The sequence below is a fragment of the Acuticoccus kalidii genome, from assembly GCF_021556395.1.
GTDB lineage: Bacteria > Pseudomonadota > Alphaproteobacteria > Rhizobiales > Amorphaceae > Acuticoccus > Acuticoccus kalidii.
In genome coordinates this window covers 57,377-82,777 of record NZ_JAKGCS010000010.1, presented here as the reverse complement: position 1 = coordinate 82,777, position 25,401 = coordinate 57,377, and the positions used below count along the sequence as shown (strand labels likewise).

Here is a 25,401-nt window from a genome sequence, read left to right as displayed (position 1 = left end):
ATCACAACGCATGGGAAGACAGAAATCGCATGAACCCCTCATGAGCGATCGGCGATCACGGCCTTTTCGGGCAAGGGGAAGAGCCGCAAAGCGGCAGCCAAAATATCCCGGTCGCCGGTGACGACGATGCGCTTTGCCGTCTCCAACGTCGCGAGCGGCATTCCGGCATAGATGGCAGCGGCGATCGCCTCCGCCTCCCCCTCGATCACCGCCTCGGCCTGAGACAGGTCGCCGGGCCCGATCTCGATCCCGCGCGGGGAGAGGTGGCCGAGAAAGCGCTCGTGCCCGGCTTGAAAGCCGATCCGGGCGTCGATGCCCGCCGCCTCCGCCCGTGCCGCGTCGAACATCGTCCTCAGCGACAGGAGAAGGGAGGCGCTGGAGAAGGGCAATGTCGGATCGTGGAGCGGCGAACGGGCCGCCCAACGCCCCATTTCCCGCAAGATCGGCTCGGCTTGATACCCCCACGGAGTGAGCCCGTAGACCTTCGACGCGGCCGGCGGCGGCAAAGCCCCACGCTCGACGACGCCGATGCCTTCAAGGTGCTGGAGCCGCTGGCTCAGAATATTGGCGCTGACGCCCGGCAGCGCGGCCTTGATGTCGCTGAACCGTTTCGGCCCGGTCATCATTTCCCGCATGACGAGAAGCGACCAGCGCTCGCCGACGAGATCGAGCGCGTGAGCGGCCGCACACGCATCGCGATAATGGCGCTTGGGCTCCGGCCCCGCCTGTTTGGTTACTTTATCTAACTTCATTATTGCTTTTTGTGACCAACCACTCCAAGAAGCACATAACGGATGGGAGGAACCCGATGCCACAGATGATTTTTGTTAACCTGCCAGTTCAGGATCTTACAAAGGCGACCGCGTTCTACGAATCAATCGGTTTCCGGAAAGATCCGCGATTTTCCGATGAGACGGCCTCGGGCATGGTGCTCACGGACGTGATCCACGTGATGCTGCTCACGCACGAGAAGTTCGCCTCGTTCACGCCGCGCCCCATCGCCGACGCGAAAGCCTCGACCGAGGTGCTCCTCGCCATCTCCGCCGAAAGCCGCGAGGGGGTCGACGACATGGTGGCGAAGGCGACCGCGGCCGGCGGTGCCGCCGATCCCGGTCCGCAGCAGGACTATGGCGTCATGTACGGCCGCAGCTTCGAGGATCCGGACGGCCATATCTGGGAGGTCGTATGGATGGACCTTGCCGCCTTCCTGGAGGCGAGCGGCCAGGCGCAGACCGCCTGATCGGCGCGACCAGAACGACAACACCTGATGGAGATCGACATGACCTATGTGGACGGGTTCCTCCTCGCCGTGCCGACGGCAAACCGTGAGGCCTATATCAAGCTCGCCCGCCAAGCCGGCGAGAGCTTCAAGAAAAATGGCGCACTCAGCTTCGTCGAGTGCTGGGGCGACGACGTGCCGGACGGCAAGGTGACGTCCTTCCCGATGGCCGTGAAGAAAACCGAGGACGAGACGGTCGTCTTTTCGTGGATCACCTGGCCCGATAAAGCGACGCGCGATGCCGGGATGAAGGCCACGATGGAGGACATGCAGTCCCACGACGAGCCGATGCCCTTCGATGGAATGCGCATGATGTTCGGCGGCTTCGAGACGATCGTCGAACTTTGAGGCCGACACCGATCGGGCGGCGCGCCGGGCCGCCCGATCACATTCGGTAACAGCCACTTTTTCCACTTGCCGAACCCGCCAGGGCGTACAATTTTCCTAATCCACGGCGATCCCCGCCGTGAAGTCCGCGGAACAACTTCCGCCCTAAGGACAACGCCAATGGCTGGCAAACCTCAGAAAACCAATCCGCCGAAGAAACCCGCGCCGCAGGGCAACCAGAAGCCCAAGGCCTAAGGCACGGGCTACCGCGCGCCGCATCGGCCGATAGGCCATTCGGCCCGATGAGGTGACGCCCTCGCCGCCGCGCTTGGAGCCGGCAATGCGAGGCGCCCGGCGCATCGACGATCGATCCGAAAGGACGATGCACCGATGCGCCGAGGCGACGATCGAGGCGAAGGCACGAGAAGGCCCGGATCTGCGCAATCCGGTCGGGTGAAGCTCGAATTTGCCACTCGATCAACGGCGACCCCGCTCCTGGACGGCGGATCGCAAGCTCCACTCATACCGATCGACGGACATGCCCCCCGTCGATCGGTTTTCTATTGAAGCGCCCCGCCAAGGAATTAAATCACTTCCACTTGATGCCGCATCCGCGCGGCGGGTGTTGCCTCTCGGGCCCCGTCCCGCTCGCGGCGATCATCCGCATCGCCTCGACGAGTTCGCGCGGCGCATCCGCCCGCGGCGGCCGCGTCTCCCCCTCATCGAGGCGGCCGCGATAGCGGATCCGCCCTTCCCGATCGAGACCGAAAAAGTCCGGGGTGACCGCCGCGTGATAGGCCTGCGCGACCGCTTGGCTCTCATCGTGCAAATAGGGAAAGGCGAAGGCGTGATCCTCGGCGAACGCCTTCATCCGATCGAAGGAATCCTGAGGATAACGTTCCGCATCGTTGGAACAGATCGCGACGAAGCCGACGCCCTCGCGCGCCAGCAGGGCCGCATCGTCCACCATGCGCCGCGCCGCCGCGATCACATAGGGGCAATGATTGCAGATGAAGGCGACGACGAGGCCGCCTTCCCCCATGACATCGTCACGCGACACGGTGCGTCCATCGGTGGCAGGAAGGGTGAAGTCGGGCGCAACGGCGCCCAGCGCGGTTTCGATGGCCGGCATGAGAAGCTCCTTCCAGGGGCCGAACGGCCCTTAATCTGGGGTCAAGCGCCCGGAGACCGTCGCATTTCGGGCGCCGACGGGCTACTTAGCGTCGATCAGTGCGAGAGCGAGAATGGCAGACAAGGACCTCTTCAGCGAACGTCATGAGCCGGGCCGCAAGAGCGAACCGCGCCCTGCCCGCAGTGCGTCGAAGGAGGCGCGCGCCAACGCGCGCGCCGCGATCGCACCGAAGACGGCGGGTGATGGCGCCGACGCCGGCTACACCGCCGCCGATATCGAGGTTCTCGAAGGGCTCGAACCCGTCCGCCGCCGCCCCGGCATGTATATTGGCGGGACGGACCAGCGCGCCCTGCACCATTTGTTCGCCGAAGTTCTCGACAACTCGATGGACGAAGCGGTCGCCGGTCACGCCTCCTTCATCGAAATCCGCGTCGAGGACGGCCGCATCTCGGTGAGCGACAACGGGCGCGGCATCCCGGTCGAGCCGCATCCGCGCTTTCCCGATAAGTCGGCCCTCGAAGTCATCATGACGACGCTGCACGCCGGCGGCAAATTCGATTCCAAGGCCTATGAGGCCTCCGGCGGCCTTCACGGCGTCGGCGTCTCGGTCGTGAACGCCTTGTCCGAGGAGCTCGTGGTCGAGGTCGCCCGCGGGCGAAAACTCTACCGGCAGACCTTTTCGCGCGGCGTGCCGGACGGCCCGCTCGAAGAGGTCGGGGCCGCGCCCAACCGGCGCGGAACGACGGTGAGCTTCCGCCCCGATCCGCAGATCTTCAAGGAGCTGCGGTTCGACCCCAAGCGTCTCTTCGCCCAGACGCGGGCCAAGGCCTACCTCTTCGCCAATGTGGAGCTGCGCTGGCGCTGTGACCCGGAACTCCTCTCCGGCGAAAGCGCGCCGCCGGCCGAAGCCACCTTCCGCTTTCCCGGCGGCCTCGCCGACTTCCTCGCCGACGAGCTGAAGGGCCGGCCCAAGGTGAGCGACGCCCTCTTTGCCGGACGCGCCGGCGAGGCGGGCCGCCGCGGCGCGGTCGAATGGGCGATCGGGTTCGTCCCGGTCGACGAATTCACCCGCTCCTATTGCAACACCATTCCGACCCCGGAAGGCGGCACCCACGAACAGGGCCTTCGCGCCGCCCTCCTGAAATCGATCAAGACCCACGGCGAGCGGATCGGCAACAAGAAGATCGCGCAGGTCACCGGCGACGACGTGATGGCGACGACCGCCGCCGTCCTCTCCGTCTTCGTGCGCGAGCCGGAGTTCGTCGGCCAGACCAAAGACAAGCTGTCCTCCACCGAGGCGACGCGCCAGGTCGAGAACGCCGTGCGCGAGGCCTTCGAGGAATGGCTCGCCAAGGATCCGTCCCGCGCGAGCCTCGTGCTCGACGCCGTCATCGAGAAGACCGACGAGCGCCTCCGCCGACGCGCCGAAAAGGACGTCGCCCGTCGCTCCGCGACCCGCAAGACGCGTCTGCCCGGCAAACTCGCCGACTGCACCCAGTCGCAGGCGAACGGGACCGAAATCTTCATCGTGGAGGGCGATTCGGCCGGCGGCTCGGCCAAGCAGGCCCGCGCCAGAGCGACCCAGGCGGTCCTGCCCTTGCGCGGCAAGATCCTCAACGTCGCCAATGCCGGCCGCGACAAGGTGATGGCGAACCAGCAGCTCGCCGACCTCGTCCTCGCGCTCGGCTGCGGCCTGCGGAAGGATTTCGACCTTCAGAAGCTCCGCTATGAGCGCGTCATCATCATGACGGACGCCGATGTCGACGGGGCGCACATCGCCTCCCTCCTCATCACGTTCTTCTTTCGCGAGATGCCGGGCCTCATCGAATCGGGACACCTCTATCTCGCGGTGCCGCCCCTCTATCGCATCACCCAGGGCACCAAGACGCTCTATGCTCGCGACGATAAGCACCGCGAGGCCATCATCGAGGCGGAGTTCAATCGCGAGAAGAAGCTCGATATCGGCCGCTTCAAGGGCCTCGGCGAAATGATGCCGGCGCAGCTCAAGGAAACGACCATGGATCCGGCGACGCGTACGCTCCTGCGCGTCACGATCGTGTCGGAGCCCGACCTCACGCGCACGACGGTCGACCGCCTCATGGGCAACAAGCCCGAGGCCCGATTTGCATTCATTCAAGAGAATGCTGCTTTCGCATCCGCAGAGGCGCTGGACATTTAACCGCGCCCCTGACGCTTTTTTGCGACAAGTCAAATAACCGTACGCTTCAGCACGCCCGAATTGCGGCCTATTCGTGGGCCCAGATCAGGCGAAATTAGACTTATATCAATACATAGCCATCGATATGGTGCAGCGTCGCCGCCTCAGGCGTGCCTCAAATTCGGAACTTTCGGGGCTCGATTTTGACGACCACCTTGAGACATGTGAAACTGCTTGCTAAACGCGCATTGTGAGAATTTGCAAAAGGCTGAATGTAACCCATGGCCAATTCGCCTGACGCTAAACCGTTCGTTTTCCCGGCTGAATACGACTATCGCGCGGCGATGGGGTCGGTCATTCGCCATCTTAAAGAAAACCCGGAGCTGAAGCCCGCCTTCGAAAAAGCGAAAGCGGTGCCCCGAACCTTCGCCAACAGCGCTTTTTACGAAGTGACGCAGCGCTGTAACCTATTTTGCGAAGGCTGCTATTATTTTGAGGGTGACAAACCCCGCGACCTGCCTGAAGAATCCGACGTCTCGCGTTGGGAAGACTTCTTCCGTGCCGAACGAGACCGAGGTGTGACCATGGGTTACTTCCTCGGCGCCGAACCGTCGATGGAGCCCAAGCGGCTCGTCGCGGGGGCGAAATACATCCCGCACGGGAATGTTGGCACAAATGGGACTAAGAAAATTCCCGAGGAAGTTCCTTTTCGTATCCAGATTTCGATCTGGGGCGACGAGGCAACGGACAAAAAGTTGCGTGGCGGTGCAGTCTTCCGCAAGGCTATCAAGAATTATGCAGGGGATCCGCGCGCGCTCGCCCTCTTCACATTCAACCCCTACAATGTGAAGCATGCGCGGCAGATCACCGAGATGTGCGCCGACGCGGGCCTGCCGATCACGTTCAACATTTTCTCGCCGACGACGACGTATCTCGACAAGCTTCGGCAGTTCATGCCGAACGATAAGAAATTCTTCCGGATCAGCGATTCGGAGAGCAACATGCTCATGAGCACCGACGATCTCATGAACATCCGGGACACGGCGTCCGAGCTCCTCAACGATTTCCCCGACACGGTGATTTATTGCGAGGCCTATAACCGCCTGTCGACCAGCGGACGGCGCATGTTCGAGCTCGACCCGGAAACCGGGCTCGCCGAAGGCTGCCGCAACCGGCTCAAGGGCACGGAAACCGGCTTCTCCGGCTATTACAGCCCCGATCTGAAGAAGCAGAACGTCAAGTGCTGCACGCCCGACGTGGATTGCAGCGAGTGCCGCATTTACGGCGCGGGCTGGTCTTCGCTTCTCGCGCCGCCGGCCGACCTCGTTCAGACGGTCGAGGGCCTGAAAGACTGGATCGACGCCATGAACACCCTGGCGCGGATCTTTATTTACGATCATCAAGATGCAGAAATGGCCGGTGCGTATGCAAGCCGACTCGAGCACGTCCATGCCTGATACGGCGGACGCCGAAAAGACCAACGACGCCGCGCGGGAGGCGCGTCTCGAGATCCAAGCGATGTGGCGCGAGAAGCGCTTCGCCGACCTGGTCGCGAAGATGGAAGCGGACCCGGTTCAGGATCCGAACGCGTATCGATATTATATCCTGTCGCTGCGTCGGCTCGATCGGCCGGCCGACTCGCTGAAGGCGCTCGAGGCGGCCCGCACGGCGTTTCCGGACAACGATTCCATCGCCTTCATGGCGGCGCGCGCCGAGTCCGATCCGAAGAAGGCGAAGGTGATCCTCGACGAGGTGATCGCCAACGAATCGTCCTCCTTCCGCGCCCGCGCCCTGGTGCGCCGTGCCGAAATCGCGATGAGCGAAAAGGCATGGGAGGCGGCCATCGCCGACCTCGACGAGGCGATCACGCGCGGCGAGGCCGGCGATGCGGTCGATCTCGAAGGCGCCAAGGTGGCGCGCCTCCTGGCGCACGTTCATGTCGACGCCGACGACGCCACCCTCGCGGCGGATGCCGAGGCGCTCACGGTTCCGATCCCGGAAATCGTGCAGCAGCGCATCCGAACCGATCTGCGCGAGCTTCTCCTCAACGCGGAAGACGTCAGGCTCGGCCGCTTCTTCGAGGCGATCATCAACCGCGATCCGTCCGCGGTCCAATTGCGCGCATTCTTCGTGCAGATGAACTCGCAGTTCGCCGCCGCCAATCGCGGCCTTCTCGCCAAGCACCTCGAAAAGCTCGCCGAGGACGGGGCCGAACTGAAGCCGCACCTCATCGCGCTGCGCGCCGAACTGAACAACGCGGAAGGCAATCCCCGCGCCGGCATCATCGCGATGCGCGAGGCGCTCGCCAAGAATCCCGACGATCAGCGTCTGCGCTTCGGGATCGCCACCAATCTCGCCAATGTCGGCGATCTCGAAGAGGCCCTCTCCGAGTTCGACGCCGTGATCGCAGCGACCCGAGACGAGGCGTTCCGCCGCGAGGCTCGCCTCGAAGCGGCGATCGCCGCGCTGAAGACCGGCTCGCAGGCCCGCGCCGATCCCTATATCGAGGCGCTCGGCCAGAACACCACGGAGCTTACGGCCCAGCAAAAGGCCGTCCTCGCGCGCCTCGTGCCGCCCGAGCGGGCCCAGCGGATCGGCGCCACCGAGGCGCTTCCGGCCGACGAGGTGTTTTTCGACGGCTGGGTGCGTCTCTTCAAGGCGCCGGGTGACGTGTGCGTCGTGTGGCCGTTCGTCGGCTTTCTGCGCTCCGACCGGCGGCGGCGGACGATCATCGACATCTGGCGCCAGCGCGGCGTGTCGGTCGTCACCGTCGACGATCCGCGGCGACTGTCCGCCCTTGCCGGCATCGACCCGTTCTTCCCGGCGCGCGACCGGTTCAACTCGGCCCTTCACGAGACGATCGCGGCGCGCGGTTATCGCCGCCATCTCGCGGTCGGCGAATCGCTCGCCGGCTACACCGCGATCCTTTACGGGCTCGAAACCGGCGCGCTCGGTGCGCTGTCCTTCTCCGGCGGCACGCGGATCCCGCGGCTCGAGGATCTCCCCGACGATCGCGGCCGGGCCCATCTCAGCTACCTGCGCTCGATGATCCCGAATCCGGACCTCGATCTCGGCCCCCTCATCGAGCAGCGCCCCGAGTTCGTGGTGCACAACCACTATGGCGAGGGCAGCGTCGCCGACGTCGCGAGCGCCGAGCGGTCGAACTATCTGCCGAACGTCTTCCACACCGCGTGGCCGCACGACCATCACGCCTCCGCCGGCTATCTGGAGCGGACCGGCCAGTATGAGCGCGTGGTCGACGAGTTCCTCGAGGACACGCTCCGCGGCTGAGCCCCTCCATTCGCGAAACATTCTGCACCCGCGCGGCCCCCGGCCGCGCGGGTGTTTTCGTTGGGGGGTTCCGTTCGTTCGAGCCGGCATGGCTCGACTCGGCACATCGCTCACATTTCATCCGCTCGCGGCGCCCCGGCACAGCAGCGCGCACTGAGCTCACATAGGCGAAGTGGCGGACGACCGGCCTAAGCGCCTGTACCCACGAGCCGTTCGCCACCTCATCGCGATCTACGTTTCCGCGCGGAACGGCGTTTCGTCATCGGCGGGCGCGTGACTGCGGCGACGCGATCCTGGTCCTTCATACGCGCTCCTCAGAAGGCCGCGCTCACCCCATCTCGGCCGGTAGCCGCCCCCGAACGGACCAGACGAAGACGGCCGGTTTCGGCGAGAATTCGGATGCCGCGGAGCACGGAGCGGATCCGCCCATCCGTGCACCGCTGAGGCCATTGCCGGCCGACATCGGACACCGAATGTGAAGCCGCCGTCACCGTCGAACCATGCGCGGGGCTCGCCGCCGTCGTTCGGCCCCCAACGCATTTTCCTGTCCTCCGGCACACCTCCCCGCGCGGCCGACCGGTGTGCATCGCGCGTCGGCGGGCAATACCGGCCGGCGCGGCGGAGGGGTTGGGGCGATCTGCCGCCTTTTGCGGGAGGCTTCCGGCGGTGATCATGGCGCATGGATTGGACGCGCTCGATCGACATCTATTGCGAACGGCTGGACGCCAGCTTCTGGTCCGAGCCGTGGAACGCGGTGACCAATGCCGCCTTCATCATCGCCGCGATCGTCGCCTTCGTCGTCGGACGACGCGAGGGACGGCTCGATGGCGGCATTTTACTCCTGATCACCATCACGGTCCTCGTCGGGATCGGATCCTTCCTCTTTCACACCTTCGCGACGGTGTGGGCCGTCATGGCCGACGTGATCCCGATCCAGATCTTCATCGTCGTCTATTTCACGCTCGCGATGCGCCGTTTCGTGCTGCTTCCCTGGTGGGCGGCGATCGTCGCGACCGCCGCCTTCCTCGCCGTCTCGTTCGGGGGCGAGGCGGTGATGGAGCGCCTCTTCGCCGGCGCGCTCAACGGGTCGGAAGGCTATGTTCCGCCGCTTCTCGCCCTCGTCGCGGTCGGCGTCGGACTGGTCCGCTGGGGCAATGCGGGAGCCGGCTGGTCGCTCCTCCTCGCGAGCGCGATCTTCGCCGCATCGCTCTTCTTCCGCACCATCGACATGGCGGTCTGCCCGAACCTGCCGATCGGCACGCACATCCTCTGGCACACGCTGAACGGTGTCCTTCTCGGCACGCTGATGGTCGCGATGATCCGGCATGGTGCCCGCCCCGGCACAGCCCCCGGTCACGACGCAGCTGAGGGACGTTGACGCCCCGTCGCAGGGCGCCCGTGTTCGCGGGGCATCGCTGGCCCGATCCGCCGCGCGGTGCGGGCCGCGCTCGCGGTAAAATGGGGCCGATCGTCAGCGGCTCCCGGTCGACTCCGCCGACGGTGAGGGCGGACAGGATCGCCATCGCGGCGATCATCGCATTGTGACCGTCCTCGGGGCGTGAGGCCTGGGCGTGCCTACCGCGCAGGATCACCGGCATGGAGGATGCCTTCCTGCCCGACGATCACCAGCTGGCGCTCCAGGCCGCACAGGGTTGCGGCTGCGGTTTGTTTCCGGACGTCGATGATCGCCGCGCCCCCAAACGCCGCAGGCCGCGCGGGTGCGCCGTAGGGAGATCGGTGCCGAGCACGACGAGGCTCGCCGTGAATGGTCGCTAAGCGCTCAGTCGGAGCCACCGAGCCACCGAGCCACCGAGCCACCGAGCCACCGAGCCACCGAGCCACCGAGCCACCGAGCCACCGAGCCACCGAGCCACCGAGCCACCGAGCCACCGAGCCACCGAGCCACGGTCCGTGGCGGGGCGGTGAGTGGTCAACCCTCGTGCGGTCGGATTGGCGAACGCCGTGTCGGCGCCGAGGGGCGCGAGGGTGGGTGTGGCGGGCGGCGCAGATCGAGCCGTGCCTCCCCCCGGTTCGGCGAAACCGGGTGGAGGCTCGGTGCTCTCAATAGTGGCGGAGCAGCGCGGTCAGGCGGCCTTGAATGCGGACTCGGTCGGCGCCGAAGATGCGCGTCTCATATTGCGGATTGGCGGCTTCGAGGGCGATTGTGTTGCCGCGTTTGCGCAAGCGCTTCAGCGTCGCCTCCTCGTCGTCGATCAGGGCGACGACGATCTCGCCGGTCTCGGCCCGGTCGGTGCGCTTGATCACCACGGTGTCGCCGTCATGGATGCCGACATCGATCATCGAATCGCCGCGGACCTCGAGCGCGAAATGCTCGCCCGGGCCGAGCATGTCGGCCGGGAGATGGATCGCGTGGGACTTTTGCTGGATCGCCTCGATCGGCACACCGGCGGCGATACGGCCCATCATCGGCACGTCCACGATGTCCTGCGCGGCGGAGACGGGGCGGAGCGGCGGGCGCTTGAAGTTGGATGCCAAAGGCTCGCGCGGTGGAGCGGCCGGCGCCGCACCGTCGATCACCGAGGGGGAGAAGCCGCGCGGCTGGCGCAAGGGCTGCTGTTGCGACGCGATCGAATCGGGGAGACGGAGCACCTCGAGCGCACGGGCGCGGTTCGGAAGCCTGCGGATGAAGCCCCGCTCCTCGAGCGCGGTGATGAGGCGGTGGATGCCGGACTTGGACTTGAGGTCCAGTGCATCCTTCATTTCCTCGAACGAGGGGGGCACACCCGTCGCGTTCATCCTTTGCTGGATGAACATCAGGAGATCGTACTGCTTTTGGGTCAGCATATGTGACGTCCGGGTCTGCGCAGGGCGGCTGCGCCGCGTCCTCAGTTAGCGAATCGTTTCTGATCGATCCACACGAACCTTATACACGTTCGTCGTGTGTTCTACAACCCGGCGTATTTGAGAACGTCCATGTTTCCGCTTTGAGCGTTATAGCCTGATATACTGGCAGATCTCTCCAGCCTCTGCCGCCGGCGCCTCGGGTGGGCGCACCAATAGCGCGTCCGCATGCGACAAGATCGACAGCATGGACGAATCCTGCACGTCGAACGGGATGATCCGCCCGTCCTCGAGCCGCGCCCGCATATGGTCGCGCCGCGGGCCGTTGGCGCGAACGGATGCGCCGAGGATCCCGGTCTCGATGCGCGGACCGGGGGATTTGTGGCCTTGCATCGCCTCGATCAGCGGCAACAGGAAGAGCACCGAGCACACCACACCCGAGACGGGATTGCCGGGAAGACCGAGGACCATCGGGTCCGACGCGAACATCAGCGGTTTTCCTGGCCGCACCGCGACGCGCCAGAAGTCGATCGCGATGCCGAGATCGCCGAGGGCCGGCTTGACGAGATCGTGGTCGCCGACCGACGCGCCACCCAGCGTCACGAGAATATCGGCCGTCTTCAGCGCCTCGCCCGCCCGCCGGGCGATCTCGCTTTGGATATCAGGGGCGATGCCGAGATCGATCCCCTCCCCGCCCACGCCGGCGATCATCGCGGCGAGCGTCGGCGTGATCGAGGCGACGATCTGGTCGGGCCCGGTCGGTGCACCGGGCGGCACGAGCTCGTCGCCGGTCGCGAGGAAGGCGACGCGGGGGCGGCGCGCCACCGCGATCTCGGCGTGTCCGCCGGCACCCGCGAGCGCGAGGTGGCGTGGCTCGAGCCGCGTACCGGCCTCGAACAAGGTCTCGCCGTCGCTGAAATCGAGGCCTTCGCGGCGGATATGATCGCCGGCACGGACGGCCTCCTTCGTCGACAGCATGTCGCCATCGCGGACGGCGTCCTCCTGGATGAGGACGCAATCCGCTTCGGGCGGCACCGGCGCGCCGGTGAAGATGCGCACCGCCTCGCCCGCCGCGAGCGGCCGCTCGAAGCGCCGCCCCGCCGCCGATTGGCCGACGACGCGCACCGGGCCGGCCGCGATCTCAGCGGCACGCACGGCATATCCGTCCATCGCCGAGGAGGCGAACGGCGGCTGCGTGCGGCGCGCGCGGATCGGCTCGGCGGCGACGCGGCCGCACGCCTCGGCGAGCGGCACACGCTCCGCGCCCAGCTTCGGCGCGGCACCGAGGAGCCGCGCGCGCGCCTCTTCGACGCTGATCATGACGCCCGCCATGTCCCCGACCGGCCGCCGGCCTTTTCGAGCAGCCGGATCGGACCGATCGTCATACCGCGATCGACGGCCTTCGCCATATCGTAGAGGGTGAGGCAGGCCGCGCTGACGGCGGTCAACGCCTCCATCTCTACCCCGGTGCGGCCGCGTGTCGACGTGCGGGCGGTGATCTTGTAGCCGGGCAGCGTCGGGACCGGGACGAGATCCACGATGACCCCGTCGAGCGGGATCGGATGGCAGAGCGGGATGATGTCCGCCGTCCGCTTGGCCGCCATGATGCCCGCGATCCGTGCAGCCCCGATCACATCGCCCTTCTTGATGTTCCCCGCCTCGATCGCGGCGAGCGTCGCGACCTCCATCGAGACGACGCCTTCGGCGATCGCGTAGCGCTCGGTCTCGGCCTTTTCGCCGACATTCACCATATGCGCCGCCCCCGCCTCGTCGAGATGGGTAAGCGGGGTGCCGAGCAGCGCGCGCGTCGCTCCGGCGACGTCCTCTTGCCGCATCAGGCTCTCGCCGACGAGGAAGGCGTGCGCGCCGGCGGCCTGAAGGCGCCGGACCTCGGCGTTGGAGCCGATCCCGGATTCGGAAATCAGGATCGCGTCGGCCGGCACTTGGGCGGCGAGGCGCTCCGTCACGCCGATATCGGTGTGGAAGGTGCGCAGATCGCGGTTGTTGATGCCGATCAGCGGCGAATCGAGGCGCAACGCGCGTTCGAGATCCCGCTCGTCATGGACTTCGAGGAGCGCGCCCATGCCGAGATCGCGCGCTTCGTCGACCAGGATGCGCGCCGTTTCGTCGTCGACCGCCGTCATGATGACGAGGATGCAGTCCGCCCCCCACACGCGGGACTGCCACACCTGCTCGCGCACATAGAGGAAATCCTTGCGCAGGACCGGCAGCGAGACGGCGGAGCGGGCGGCGGCGAGATAGTCGGGACTGCCTTGAAAAGACGGCGCGTCGGTCAGCACCGAGAGGCACGTCGCGCCGCCGTCGGCATAGGCCTTCGCGAGCTGCGGCGGATCGAAATCGGCGCGGATCAGCCCCTTTGACGGGCTTGCTTTCTTGATCTCGGCGATGAGGCCGGGGCGACCACGCTGCACGGCATTGCGCAGCGCGCCGACGAAGTCGCGCGGCGGCGGGCCGGCCTCGGCGCGGTGGCGCCACTTGTTTCCGTCCTCGAGAAGGCGGGCAGCGCGGATTTCCTCGCGCTTATAGGCTTCGATGCGGGCGAGAATGTCGGGCGTATCGGGCACGGCGTTCATCAGGGGGCCACCGCTTGGGAGACGGAGACGAGGGCTTGCAGGCGGGCGGCGGCCGAACCGTCATCGAGAAGGCGCTGGGCGAGCGCGACGCCCTCTTCGAGGGTCTCGACCTTCTCTGCGACGAGGAGGGCGCCGGCCGCGTTGAGGCAGGCGATGTCGCGATAGGCGTTCTTCTCACCGCCGAGCACGGCGCGCAGGGCGGCGGCGTTGTGATCGGCATCCGCGCCGCGAAGATCCTCGGGCTTGGCGATCGCGAGGCCGAGTTCCTCGGGATCGACGGTGAAGATGCGGACCATGCCGTCCTCCACCGCGGCGACGTGGGTGATCGTCGTCGTGGTCATCTCGTCGAGCCCGTCGCCGCCATGGACGACCCAGGCCCTTTCGGTGCCGAGCTGGGCGAGCACCTCGGCGATCGGCGCGACCCATTCGGCGGAAAAGACGCCGACGAGCTGGCGGGTGACGCGCGCCGGGTTGGAAAGCGGGCCGAGGAGGTTGAACACCGTCCGCGTGCCGAGCTCGACCCGCGCCGGCCCGACATGCTTCATCGCCGCGTGATGGGCGGGGGCGAACATGAAGCCGATCCCCGCCTTCTCGATGCACGCGGCAATGCCGATCGGCGTGAGGTCGATCCGCACGCCGAGCGCCATCAACGCGTCCGCCGCACCCGATTTGGACGATAGCGCGCGGTTGCCGTGCTTGGCGACCGGGATGCCGGCGGCCGCAACGATGAAGGCGGCGCAGGTCGACACATTGTAGGTGCCGGAGGCGTCGCCCCCGGTGCCGACGATGTCGATCGCCCCGGCCGGGGCCGTCACCGGGGTCATCTTGGCCCGCATCACCTCGACGGCGCCGGTGATCTCGTCGACGGTCTCGCCCCGGACGCGCATCGCCATCAGCAGGCCGCCGATCTGGGCGGGCGTCGCCTCCCCCGACATCAGGACGTCGAAGGCTTCGGACGCCTCGCGGCGGGTCAGCGTCTCGCCTGACGCCGCCTTGGCGATCAGGGCTTTGAGGCCATTCATCGGTTCCCCCGATTTCTGTTTTTGTTCAGCAAGGCCATCACGAGCCCTCGGCGACGCCGATGATCTGGTTCAGGACCGGCTGGTTGACGGTCGCGCCGACGCGCGCCTGCCACCCGTTCACGAAGTCGAGCAGGATGGTGTTGGCCGTCCCGTCGTTCAGCGTGTTGCGCATCTGTTGAAGGTCCGCCGCCTCCTCGAAGAACACGGGCTCGGACACCTCGGCGACCTTCAGCACCACGTGCCGGCCGTCCTCGGCGATCACCGAATCGGCGTGACCGAGCGGTCCCTCGAAGGCGGCTGCCGGTGCGGGTTGCGGCAGGTCGGCCGGCGGGTTGCCCTGCGAGAAGGGCTCCGTCGTGTTGAGCGTCACGCCATATTGCGCTGCGACGTCGGCGATCGGCGTGCCGCCTTTGACGGCGGCGGCCGCCTCCTCGGCGATCGCGTCGAGGCGCTTTGCCTTCTCCGCGGCGGTCCAGGCGACGAGAACGTCGCCGGAGACGTCCTCGAAGGGCTGCTCGGCCGCTTCCACCGTCGCATCGGTCTGGACCCAGACATAGGCGTCGTCGCCACGGACCGGGATCGCGTCGTCACCCGGTTCGGAGCCGAAGGCGGTTTCGAGGACCTGCTCGGATTGCGGGATCTCGGCCTGATTGCCGTCCCGATCGATGCCGGCGCGGGTGACGAGATCGTAGGTCTCGCTCGGCAGGTCGAAGCGCTCGGCGAGCTCGGCGATGCTCGCCCCGCCGGCGACCGCGTCCTCGACATTGTCGTAGATGGTGCGCACCTCGACGGCTGCCTCCTCGAGGGCGAGGGTCTGGCGGATTTCGTCCTTCACCTCGTCGAAGGGGCGCTTGTCGGCCTCCTCGATCTCGCTGACGCGCACGAGGACCGGACCGAACCGGCCTTCGATCGCCGCCGCGCCTCTGGCGGGAAGCTCGAAGGCGGCCTCGGCGACGGCCGGGTCGACCAGCGCGGAACGCTGCACGAGGCCGAGATCGACATCCTCGAACTTGCGGTCGAGCTCGCTGAGGATCGCGGAAAAGGCCGTGCCCTCATTCAGCGCGTCGGCCGCCTTCTGGGCGATCTCCATGTCGGACAGGACGACCTGCTGCACACGGCGCCGCTCGGGCGCGCCGTAGGCGCCCGGCACGTCATAGGCACGCTGAACGGCCTCGTCGCTGACGGCGTCGGGCTCGGCGATCGCCGCCGGGGTGAGCGTCACGATCGAGAAGGTGCGCCGCTCGGGGGCGCGGAACTCGGACGCGTTCTCGTCGTAGAAGGCGCGGAGCGTCTCCTCGGACGGATCCTCGATCACGTCGAGCACGCTCTCGTCGAGCGCGAACCATTCGACGGTGCGCGACTGATTGGCGTAGCGGTTGAAGGCCTGCAGATAAGGCGTCGGAGCGCTGACGCCGCCAATGAGGCCGTTCACCCACATTTCCTGCGCCGCAGCGGCGCGCTGCTGCTCGATGAATTGCGCCTCGGTGTAGCCGTTGTCGGCCATCAGCCGGTCGAAACGGCTGCGGTCGAAGCTGCCATTGGGGCCGGCGAAGGCCGGGTTGTCCCTGATTCGGGCGGCAAGCGCATCGTCGCTGAGGTCGATGCCGAGCTTGTGGGCCGCGTCGACTTGAAGCGCCTCGGTCACAAGGGACTGGAGAACCTGCTGCGGCAATCCGAACGTCTGCGCCTGTTGCGGCGTCAAACTCTGTCCCAATTGCTGTGACAAGCGGTTCGATTGAAGTTGGTAGACGCGCGCATACTCTTGCGCGCTGACTGGCGTATCACCCGCCCGAGCCACCTCGCTCGGGTTGATCTGATTCACGAAGCCGGAGATTCCCCAGACCGCGAAGGACATCACCAGGAGTGCGATGAGGATCTTCGCGAAGATCCCTTTGGCGCCGCGGCGTAGTGCGTTGAGCATATTGGACTAAGGTTTGCCGTGGTTGATATGGGAGCGGACCGGCTTGGCGGAACGCCGCCGGATGATAAGTAGCGGGCACTCTGCCCGCAAGGCACGCAAGGAGAGGGCACGGGATGCTGATCGCTGGCAACTGGAAAATGAATGGTGATCCCTCTTCGATGGAAGAGTTCGGGCGCATGATCGCCCGCGCCCCGGAGGCAACGGCCAAGGGAATCGACCTCGTCGTCTGCCCGCCTTTCGTGCTGATCGCCAAATGCGCCGACCGCGCGACGGTGTCAAAAGTCGAGGTCGGCGGGCAGGATTGCCATCCCGAACCGAGCGGCGCCCACACCGGCGACATTTCCGCCGAGATGCTGGCCGCGTGCGGTGCGACGGCCGTGATCGTCGGCCATTCGGAGCGTCGGACCGACCACAATGAGACCGATGCCCTCGTCGCCGAGAAGGCGACCGCGGCCCAGCGCGGCGGGTTGATGGCGATCGTCTGTGTCGGCGAGACGGAAGCCCAGCGCGATCAGGGCGAGGCACTCGCGGTCGTGAAGCGGCAGATCGAAAATTCCGTCCCCACCAATCTCGACCCGGCGCGACTCGTTATCGCATATGAACCCGTGTGGGCGATCGGCACCGGTCGCACCCCCTCGATCGACGATATCGCGCAGATGCACGCCCATATCCGCACGATCCTCGAGGGCCGATTCGCGAACGCGCCGGTGCGCATCCTCTATGGCGGCTCGGTGAAGCCGGGGAATGCGGCCGAAATCCTCGCGGTCGACAATGTGGATGGCGCCCTCGTGGGTGGGGCGAGCCTCAAGGCGGACGATTTTTTGGGCATCGCCCTCGCCGCCCCCGCAAAGAGCTGACGCGACGCCCGGCCCGCGCGACGTCCCGGCGGGGACGCGCGCGGTGGAAACGCCGCGCGCCGAGCCACGCTGAGATCAGGCGGGGGGCCGATCGAGGAGATCGCGCACCGCGCGCACCAGTTGGGTCGGTAAGAACGGCTTCAGGAGATAGCCGCGCGTCGCGCTCGTCTCCGCCTCGAGCGCCTCGAAATTCTCGGTGTATCCGGTCATCAGAAGGAGGCGCATCTCGGGCTGCGCCTTGGTGAGCCAGGCGGCGAGCTCATGGCCCGTCATCTGCGGCATTACGATGTCGCTGAGGACGAGATCGATATGGGTCGTCCCGCTCGACAGGATCCGGTGGGCCTGCTCCCCGGTCGATGCATAGATCACGTGATAGCCGCTGAGGGTCAGCGCCTGCGTGATCGCCGAAGCGACCGCCGCGTCGTCCTCCACGACGAGGATCGTCTCGTCCCCGCGCGGACGCCGGGCGAATGCGTTGACCGAGATCGACGTCGTCGGCTCGTCGCCGCAGCGTGGCAACAAGACGGTGAAGGTGGTGCGGGAACCGGGGTCGCTTTCGGCCCAGATATCCCCGCCGGCGCGCATGACGATCGAGTGGCAGATCGACAGGCCGAGCCCGCTGCCCGACCCGACCGGCTTGGTCGTGAAGAACGGATCGAAAATCCGCGGCAAATGCTCCGCCGCGATCCCCGTCCCGTTGTCGATGACACGCATGCGGACATATTCGCCCGCCGGGAGCCGCCCTCGCGGGACCGACAGGCGCGTGTTCGTAATGTCGACCTGGACGCGCCCGCCGTTCGGCATCGCGTGCTTGGCGTTGAGTGTGAGGTTCATGAGGAGCTGGTCGATCTCGTTGGGATCGGCCCAGATCGGCCAGACCGGATCTTCCGCCGGCAGGAACACGAACTCGATGTCCTTCGGAAAGGACCGGCGCAGCATATTGTAAAGGCGCAGCACCGCCTCGTTCGGGTCGATCACGATCGGGCGGGACGGCTGGCGGCGGGAGAAGACGAGGAGCTGGCGCGTCAGGTGCCGGGCGCGCTCGGCGGCCGAATCGATCCGCTCGATCATCTCGCGCCGCGGATCCCCCTCCTCGCAAATGTCGAGCAGGAACTCGGTGTTGCCCATGATCACGACGAGGAGATTGTTGAAGTCGTGCGCGATCCCGCCGGCGAGCATTCCGACGGCCTCCATCTTCTGCGCCTCGCGGAGCTGTTCGGAGAGGAGGCGGTTTTCCGTCACGTCGCGGATCGAGGCGAGCATTGCCGGCTCGCCCTGCCAGGCGATGTCGGCGACGCGAATCTCGGCGGTGATCGGCCGCTCGTGGCCGAGGATTTCGATCTCGGAGGTCTTCCCGCGCTCGATCGAGAAGCCGAGCCACTCGCCCACCAGCGTCTCGCGTGTCGCGGCGAAGAGGTCGCCCGCCGCGTCGTTCAGATAGCGGACCGTCCCCTGCATATCGACGACGATGACCGCGTCGGGATTGGCGTCGATGAGCTGGCGGACCTGGCGGTGGGCCTCCTGGGCGCGGAACCGCTCGACGGCGTAGAGGATGCAGCGGGCGAGGAAATTCGCGTCCGGCTCGTTCTTCCAGATATATTCCTGCGCACCATGGCGCAGCACCTCGTCCCGGAGGCCTTCGGGATTGACGCCGGAGACCACCACGACCGGGACCTGCGGATAGTCCTCGCGCAATGCGATCAGCGTGTCGACGCCGCGGCTGTCCGGCAGGTTGAGATCGAGAATGACCGCGTCGAACTCATCCTCGCGCAAGGTGCGGAGGGCAGAATTGAGGCTCGGTGCGGTTTCGGTCTCGAACGGGACGAAATTCGCCGTTTCCAGAATCGCTTCGGTGAGGGCCGCATCCGCCGGATTGTCCTCGACGAGGAGGAGACGGCAAACCTGTTCGTCAGTCTCCATCGGCCCGCATCGCTCTTAGGGTTCCCCGCCGCGGGGCCGGTCGAACAACCGTTCGAGCCGCTCCGCTTCGGAGGAGAAACTGTAGGTCGGCATCCCGGACAGGATGCCCGAAACACCACGGAACGCCGATTTGATATGCATCCCGTTCCCGTCGATCATGTACTCGCGGATCTCCTTTTCGTGCCACGTTCCTCGCATCTTGAGGACCGCGAGCCCGCGCCGCATCTCGCCGGCGAGTTCGACATAACGCAGAAGAATGATGGTGTCCGTGATCGTCGAGATATGCGTCTCGGTGATCGATTCGCCGCCGACCAGCATCGACGTCGTGTTGGTAAAAAGGCCCGTCGTCTCAAGGAGCTTGATATAGCTCGTGAGACCGATGACGAACTCGCGAAAGGATTTCGGCGTCGACACGCGCTCATAGGCCGACATCGAATCGATCGCGACCCGGTGCGGTTTGAACGCCTGGATGTCCCGCTTCATCTGGATGAGATGGTCCTCGAGGCCCATCACCTCCGGATAGCGGCAGATGATGCGCAGGAGCCCGTCTTTCTCGGCCTGCTCGAAATCGACGCCCCACGCGATCGCGTTGCGCGTCAACTGCTCGCGGCTTTCCTCGGCGCCGAAGAGGATAACCCTTTCGCCCGCGTTGATCGCCGCTTTGACATATTCCGTCACCATGAGCGTCTTGCCGGTGCCGGTCGCGCCGCTCACGAGGATGATCGAATCGCGGTACATCCCGCCGCCGCACATACGGTCGAGCTCGGCCACGCCGGACGAGACGCGCACGGCGGACGATTTCTGATGAAGCTCGGTCGCCGAGAGCGGAATGACCGTCACCCCCTCCGCCGCGTCGATCGTGAAGGGATATTCGCCCTTCTGGTGTGTCGCGCCGCGAAATTTGAGGATCTCGATCGTCCGCCTGCGCTTCTCGTTTTCCAGTCGATTGCGCACGACGAGAACATTGTCGGCGACGAATTCCTCGACGCCGAAGCGGCCGACGCCCCCCTCCTCGTCCGTCCGCTCCATGTTGACGATGGTCGTCACGTCGAGGCGGCGCAGGCCCGCGAGGATCCGGTGCAACTCGCGCCGGACGACATTCGCGTCGGTGAACTGAGGAAAGAGCGCACCGACAGCGTCGAGGATCACCCGCCTCGCGCCGACACTGCGCACGGCCGCTTCGATCCGCGCCATGAGGGCCGACAGGTCGAAGGCGCCCGTCTGCCACAGCTCCTCCCCCGGATCGGCCGTCGCATCGACGACGGCGAGCCGGTTGTCCTTGACGAGCTGTTCGAGATCCCAGCCGAACGAGGCGACGTTCAGCATCAGATCGTCCGGCGTCTCCTCGAAGGTCACGAAGACGCCGTTCTGCTCATACCAACGCATGCCGGCGAGAAGGAATTGCATCGCGAGGACGGTTTTGCCGCTGCCCGCGGTCCCCGCGATGAGCGAGGAGCGTCCGCGTGGCAGCCCGCCATTGGCGATCTCGTCAAATCCCGGGATTCCCGTCGCAAGGCGCGGAAGCTCCGGGGGCTGCGTGTCGACCATCATTCTACTCCGCGTTCCGGGTCATGAATGGGGGCCGGAACGATATCCAATCCGAGAAGCACCTTCTCTCGGTCGCTCAAATCCCCGATGATCTTTCGCACCGGCTCGGGCAGGCGCCGCACGAGCGTCGGTGTTGCCATGATCTTTTCATTTTCGGCGAGCCGCGGATTCTCCAGAACGTCGATGACTTCGATCTGGTATCGGTCACGCAGCTCGTTTTCGCAGATTTCCTGCAAGTTCCTTATGGCGCGTTGGGAGTGCGCTGTTCGTCCCGTGACATAGAGGCGTAGCCGGTAGCTCATGGAATAGTTCCCTGAAAGCGGCGCCGATGCCCGATTCGATAGTAGTCGACGAGAAGACCCATCATCTCCAGCGCAAACAATCGACCTTCGACAATCAATGAATGGTGTCGTTTGATATTGACTTCTTCGGCGGCCTCGTCGAGCGCCGCCGTGTGGACGTCGATGACATCGCGCGGACCCGCGCCGAGATCGCCGAGGCGTGTCACCAGGAGCTCCATCGAGTCGCGCGGCTTGGGCGCGTCGGCGAGGAGCTGATTGACGTATGTGCGCAAGAGGCGGCCATAGGAGCCGACGCAATCGTCGAATTCGGCCGGCAGGCGGGCTTTGACGGGGCCGAGGCCGAACACACCCGCCGTCACCGAGGTCTCGGCCGCATCGGAGGCGAGGCTGCGATAGCGCGCCATCGTCTCGCGCAACTCGCGCAGCTCGGCCTCGCGCTTGCGGGTGATCGCATAGCCGATCGCACGGCGCAGCGCGTTCGGATGCAGCTCGTTTTTGAAGAGATAATCCTGCGCACCGGCATTGATGCAATCGAGCGCGAGCTCCTCGTCACTCATCCCGGTCAGCACCAGGATCGGGACGTCACCGATCTCGCCGCGGATCTTGCCGACGCTTTCGCTGGCGACGCTGTCCGGTAGACGAAGATCGAGGAGAATGACGTCCACCGCGAGCGACTGCAGCGCCTCGAGCGCGCCCTTGAGGCTCACCACATGGTGCACCTCATACTGCTCGCGCATGCTCTCGCTGAGATAGGCCGAGACCAGCTCCGCGTCGGCCTCGTTGTCCTCGATCAGCAGGAGAACGCGCGTCGAGATCGGCGATCCCGTCATTTTTCCTCACCGTCGTCATATCCGGGAAGACGCACGATGTTGAACCAGAAGAACTCCAGCGCACTCACGATCTTTCGGAAATCGTAGAGGTCGAGCGGCTTCGTCACATAACAATTCGCGCCGAGCGCATAGCTCTCGACGATGTCCTTTTCGGCGGCGGACGAGGTAAGCACCACGATCGGTACGACGCGCAGGTTCGCCTCCCCCTTGGTGATCGCGAGAACATCCTTGCCGTGAAGGCGCGGCACGTTGAGATCGAGGACGATGAGATCGGGCCGCCGGACGCGCACGAAGGGCCCGCGCTTGTGGAGATAATCGAGCGCCTGCACCCCGTCCGCGACGACGGACAGGTCGATCTCCATTCCGTTCCGCTCGAACGCCTCGCGCGTCAGCTCCGCGTCGGCCGGATTGTCCTCGACGAGAAGCACGCGCAAGGGGCGCTGTTGGACCTCAAGATCGGATACGCTCATGCCGCCACCTCGCGCGCTTCGACGCTGTTGAGCGTGAAGTGGAACACACTGCCCTTGCCGGGAGTGGAGTCGGCCCATATCCGGCCGCGATGATAGTCGACGATCCGCTTGCAGATCGCGAGACCGAGGCCCGTTCCATCATAACGGCCCCGTTCATGAAGGCGCTGGAACATTTCGAAGATGCGCTCCGCCTCGTTGACCTCGAAGCCGATGCCATTGTCGGTGAGGGTGAAGTGCCAGACATCGCCTTCGCGAACGGCCTCCAATCGGATCACGGGCGCGGCGTCGCTCCGAAATTTCAGCGCATTGCTGAGGAGATTTTGGAAAAGGCGCGACATCTGCGCCGGATCGGCCATCACGAACGGCAACGGCCCCGCCTCGATCGTCGCCCCGCTTTCGCGGATCGCGACGCCGAGGCGTTGCACGGTCCGGTGCCAGATATCGTCGAGGTCGGTCGCGACGAGCGACTGGGCGCGCGAGCCGACGCGCGAATAGACGAGGAGATCGTTGATCAATTGCTGCATCCGCTTCGCGCCGTCGACGATGAAATGGATATATTTGTCGGCCCGCTCGTCGATCTGGCCCTGATAGCGGTCGGCGAAGAGCTGGGTGAAGCTCGCGACCATGCGCAGCGGTTCCTGAAGGTCGTGCGATGCGACGTAGGCGAATTGCTCGAGGTCGGCATTCGATTGCTCAAGCTCGCGCGTCCTCAGTTCGAGCGCCCGTGCGGCGGCCTTCTTGTCGGTGATGTCGACGACGGAGGCGAGCGCGATCAGCCCGGAGCGCGAGGGCAGCGGCGTCAGGCCGACTTCCACGTCGATCGCACTGCCGTTCTTGCGCCGGCCGACGAGATCCCGGTCGCCACCGATCCGGCGACGTTCGGGCTTCAGATACCAGCGCTCCATGAGGTCGGGGTGGTCCGGTCTCACCTCGTCCGGCACCAGACGGTTGATCGATTCTCCAACGAGCTCGTCTTTGGCATAGCCGAATTGTCGTTCAACCTCCCCGTTTACCAACACGATGGTGCCTTTTCGATCGACGAGCAACATACCGGCGGGCGAAAATTCAACCGAAAGTCTAAACATTTCTTCGGCCTGTCGCTGATCGGTCACGTCGCGACAAATCAAGGAAACGCCGAGCAACGTGCCATCCTCGGCAAAAACCTTAGAGGCCGTCACCGATAAGTCCACCAGCTCGCTGCCACCTCTGAAGATTGTGGCGTCCCAGGCGCCTTCTTCGGCGTTCTCGATCGCCTCCCGGCGGATCTTACTCATCTCTAGGCTGTTTTCGGTGGATAGAAGCGTTTGAAAATCTCGCCCCACCGCCTCGGCGCCTTCAATCCCGAAAAGGCGGGCCGCGCTCGCGTTCCATTGCGTGACGACGCCGTTGGTGCGCGTTGCGATGATCGCGTCATTCGACGTCTCGATGATCGCCGAATGCCAGCGCTCGCGTTCGATGAAGCGTTGGAGGGCGTGGCTCAACACACCGATCTCGCCGTTGGTGCCGTTGGGAAATTGCGCCGTGCGCCCGGCCTGGGTGTCGCGAACGGCGTTCGTGAGGGCGACGATCGGCCGGGCGATCCCGCGGGCGATCAGCACGGCGACGAGCGCGGCGAGAGCAACGCCCAGCACTGCGCCCACGATGGCCGGCCGGCCGACGGCGCTTCCGGCCTGCAAGATGCGGCTCGGCACCGTTTCGATCACGCGATAAGTCGGCCCGCCGGCAAGGCGCGCCGTCGCCCAGGCGAGCGTCGTCTCCTCCTCCACCCCCTCGCCGAGGATCGCTCCCCCCTTCGCCGCCTCGCCGAGCGCGCGCGCGATCGCGGGGTTGGCATCGATGAGCCGCATTGGTGCGCCGAACTCGAAGGCGAACTCCTGTGCGCGATCGGGATGCAGCACGAAGTCGCCGGCGTCGTTGATGACGTAGATCGCCCCGTCTTCGGGCCTTGCCTCGCGCAGCCGGTCGAGCGCCGGACGCATGTCGATATTGAGAATGATGAGGCCGAGGACCTCGCCGCCGCCGCTGTGGATCGGGGTCGCGATCCGCAGTACCGGGCTGAACGGCTCTTCGATTTCGCCGAGCTCGCGATTGAGATCGAGATTGGAAACGTAGATCGCGCCAACGTCGAGCGCGAGGGTTTGGGCGACATAGTCGCGGCCGGCTTTGCTCTGAAGATCGCCCCTCTCGACGATCCGCGGTGTCGGATCGTCGACCGTGCGCTGCACGCGGGCGATCTCCATCCCGTCTGCGTCGATGAGGCGAAGCTGCAAATAATCACTCTTTGCGGCAATCTCGGCCATAAAGAGATCGACGAGCGCGCTGCGCCAGATCTCGCTCGGGAGGTTGAACCGGCGGTCGGAGCCGCCCGACACCTGTGCATCGATGAATCCCGAGACGACGTTGGTGTTGCTCAACATCGTCACGTCGTTGCGGGCGCTCTGGGTCCGTATTTCCATCAGCGAGGCGAGCTGTTCGACGTTGGCTTGCACGCGTAGGGCCGTTTGCGGCACAATTGCTCGGAATACGTTGTAATAGACCAAGAAACCAACGGCACACGCCGTAATGATGACGATACCGATCATCGAAAGCATGAGTCGAAGGGTCAGAGACATTAGGTCGCCATTTATTAGAACGCGGGATTGTTACGCTGCCAGCGGTGAGATCGTCGGAGGTCACCTGCGCAAATCGGCAGTCAGTCGAAGCCACTCCTAACGTCAGGTCGCGGGCGACCCAACCTCAAGTTACACATAATTTGACATTTGTCATGAGGCGGATTGGAATCAGAATTCCAACAATGATTGCATCCGTGCGATCCCCTCTCCCCATTCGGCCGGCGTTCTCACGCACCCCATCGGCCACCCCGCGACAAGTTACACAATTTGCTCTCGCTGGGCTGGTATTTTGATCGGCCTCTCTCTAAGATTGCATACGGAGAATGGGTTGGGATC

At 65.5% G+C, this 25,401-nt stretch carries 20 protein-coding genes; 7 read left to right on the top strand and 13 right to left on the bottom strand.

Annotated elements, in window-relative coordinates; translation table 11 throughout:
* Positions 1-38 precede the first annotated feature (38 nt).
* The gene (locus tag L1787_RS06370; protein WP_235707837.1) at positions 39-752 is read right to left on the bottom strand and encodes a winged helix-turn-helix transcriptional regulator; all 714 of its coding nucleotides are present in this window, start codon (positions 750-752) and stop codon (positions 39-41) included.
* A 56-nt stretch (positions 753-808) separates the two neighbouring features.
* On the opposite strand from L1787_RS06370, the gene L1787_RS06365 reads away from it, so the two are divergent.
* Together L1787_RS06365 and L1787_RS06360 are read left to right on the top strand one after the other, a co-directional pair.
* Positions 809-1,240, top strand: coding sequence for a VOC family protein (locus L1787_RS06365; RefSeq protein WP_235708032.1), 432 nt, complete (start codon positions 809-811; stop codon positions 1,238-1,240).
* Between the two features lie 39 nt (positions 1,241-1,279).
* A complete protein-coding gene (locus L1787_RS06360) occupies positions 1,280-1,627 on the top strand; it encodes a DUF1428 domain-containing protein (protein ID WP_235708031.1) in 348 nt (115 codons plus the stop codon).
* A gap of 568 nt (positions 1,628-2,195) precedes the next feature.
* On the opposite strand, the gene L1787_RS06355 is transcribed toward L1787_RS06360, so the two are convergent.
* On the bottom strand, positions 2,196-2,738 hold the full coding sequence (locus tag L1787_RS06355; protein ID WP_235707836.1) for a thioredoxin family protein: 543 nt from the start codon (positions 2,736-2,738) through the stop codon (positions 2,196-2,198).
* A gap of 112 nt (positions 2,739-2,850) precedes the next feature.
* Here L1787_RS06355 and parE point away from each other — a divergent pair, with 112 nt between their 5' ends.
* From parE to L1787_RS06335, 4 genes are all read left to right on the top strand, one after another.
* Positions 2,851-4,917: a DNA topoisomerase IV subunit B gene (gene parE / locus L1787_RS06350; RefSeq protein ID WP_235707835.1), complete on the top strand. Its 2,067-nt coding sequence runs from the start codon at positions 2,851-2,853 to the stop codon at positions 4,915-4,917.
* Between the two features lie 260 nt (positions 4,918-5,177).
* Complete coding sequence (locus L1787_RS06345; RefSeq protein ID WP_235707834.1) at positions 5,178-6,353, top strand: radical SAM protein; 1,176 nt, start codon at positions 5,178-5,180, stop codon at positions 6,351-6,353.
* Positions 6,346-8,187 (top strand): tetratricopeptide repeat protein, encoded by a 1,842-nt coding sequence (locus L1787_RS06340; protein WP_235707833.1) that lies wholly within the window; start codon positions 6,346-6,348, stop codon positions 8,185-8,187. The genes L1787_RS06345 and L1787_RS06340 overlap by 8 nt, the downstream gene beginning before the upstream one ends.
* 679 nt (positions 8,188-8,866) lie before the next feature.
* On the top strand, positions 8,867-9,565 hold the full coding sequence (locus L1787_RS06335; RefSeq protein WP_235707832.1) for a hypothetical protein: 699 nt from the start codon (positions 8,867-8,869) through the stop codon (positions 9,563-9,565).
* Between the two features lie 683 nt (positions 9,566-10,248).
* Here the strand turns inward: L1787_RS06335 and lexA are convergent.
* The 5 genes from lexA to L1787_RS06305 all read right to left on the bottom strand — a co-directional run bounded on the left by lexA (position 10,249) and on the right by L1787_RS06305 (position 16,526).
* The gene (gene lexA / locus L1787_RS06330; RefSeq protein WP_235707831.1) at positions 10,249-10,992 is read right to left on the bottom strand and encodes a transcriptional repressor LexA; all 744 of its coding nucleotides are present in this window, start codon (positions 10,990-10,992) and stop codon (positions 10,249-10,251) included.
* A 147-nt stretch (positions 10,993-11,139) separates the two neighbouring features.
* Positions 11,140-12,309, bottom strand: a complete 1,170-nt coding sequence (locus L1787_RS06325; protein ID WP_235707830.1) for a molybdopterin molybdotransferase MoeA — start codon at positions 12,307-12,309, stop codon at positions 11,140-11,142.
* Positions 12,306-13,583 carry an indole-3-glycerol phosphate synthase TrpC gene (trpC, locus tag L1787_RS25970; protein ID WP_369415061.1) on the bottom strand — a complete coding sequence of 426 codons (1,278 nt, stop codon included), beginning with the start codon at positions 13,581-13,583 and terminating at the stop codon, positions 12,306-12,308. Before trpC ends, L1787_RS06325 begins: the two co-directional genes overlap by 4 nt.
* Positions 13,583-14,605 carry an anthranilate phosphoribosyltransferase gene (gene trpD / locus L1787_RS06310; protein ID WP_235707829.1) on the bottom strand — a complete coding sequence of 341 codons (1,023 nt, stop codon included), beginning with the start codon at positions 14,603-14,605 and terminating at the stop codon, positions 13,583-13,585. Before trpD ends, trpC begins: the two co-directional genes overlap by 1 nt.
* A gap of 37 nt (positions 14,606-14,642) precedes the next feature.
* Positions 14,643-16,526: a peptidylprolyl isomerase gene (locus L1787_RS06305; RefSeq protein ID WP_235707828.1), complete on the bottom strand. Its 1,884-nt coding sequence runs from the start codon at positions 16,524-16,526 to the stop codon at positions 14,643-14,645.
* 113 nt (positions 16,527-16,639) lie between these two features.
* Between L1787_RS06305 and tpiA the strand changes: the two genes are divergently transcribed.
* A complete protein-coding gene (gene tpiA, locus L1787_RS06300; protein ID WP_235707827.1) occupies positions 16,640-17,383 on the top strand; it encodes a triose-phosphate isomerase in 744 nt (247 codons plus the stop codon).
* Between the two features lie 75 nt (positions 17,384-17,458).
* Here tpiA and L1787_RS06295 read toward each other — a convergent pair whose 3' ends face one another.
* Genes L1787_RS06295 through L1787_RS06270 form a run of 6 tightly spaced genes read right to left on the bottom strand, consistent with a single transcriptional unit; the run spans position 17,459 to position 24,942 of the window.
* Entirely contained in the window at positions 17,459-19,303 is a 1,845-nt protein-coding gene (locus tag L1787_RS06295; RefSeq protein WP_235707826.1) for a hybrid sensor histidine kinase/response regulator, read from the bottom strand.
* A 15-nt stretch (positions 19,304-19,318) separates the two neighbouring features.
* Entirely contained in the window at positions 19,319-20,854 is a 1,536-nt protein-coding gene (gene kaiC / locus L1787_RS06290; RefSeq protein WP_235707825.1) for a circadian clock protein KaiC, read from the bottom strand.
* Positions 20,851-21,153, bottom strand: coding sequence for a circadian clock protein KaiB (gene kaiB, locus L1787_RS06285; RefSeq protein ID WP_235707824.1), 303 nt, complete (start codon positions 21,151-21,153; stop codon positions 20,851-20,853). Before kaiB ends, kaiC begins: the two co-directional genes overlap by 4 nt.
* Positions 21,150-21,983 (bottom strand): response regulator, encoded by an 834-nt coding sequence (locus L1787_RS06280; RefSeq protein WP_235707823.1) that lies wholly within the window; start codon positions 21,981-21,983, stop codon positions 21,150-21,152. The genes kaiB and L1787_RS06280 overlap by 4 nt, the downstream gene beginning before the upstream one ends.
* Positions 21,980-22,453: a response regulator gene (locus L1787_RS06275; protein WP_235707822.1), complete on the bottom strand. Its 474-nt coding sequence runs from the start codon at positions 22,451-22,453 to the stop codon at positions 21,980-21,982. The genes L1787_RS06280 and L1787_RS06275 overlap by 4 nt, the downstream gene beginning before the upstream one ends.
* A complete protein-coding gene (locus L1787_RS06270) occupies positions 22,450-24,942 on the bottom strand; it encodes a sensor histidine kinase (RefSeq protein ID WP_235707821.1) in 2,493 nt (830 codons plus the stop codon). The genes L1787_RS06275 and L1787_RS06270 overlap by 4 nt, the downstream gene beginning before the upstream one ends.
* Positions 24,943-25,401: the final 459 nt, after the last annotated feature.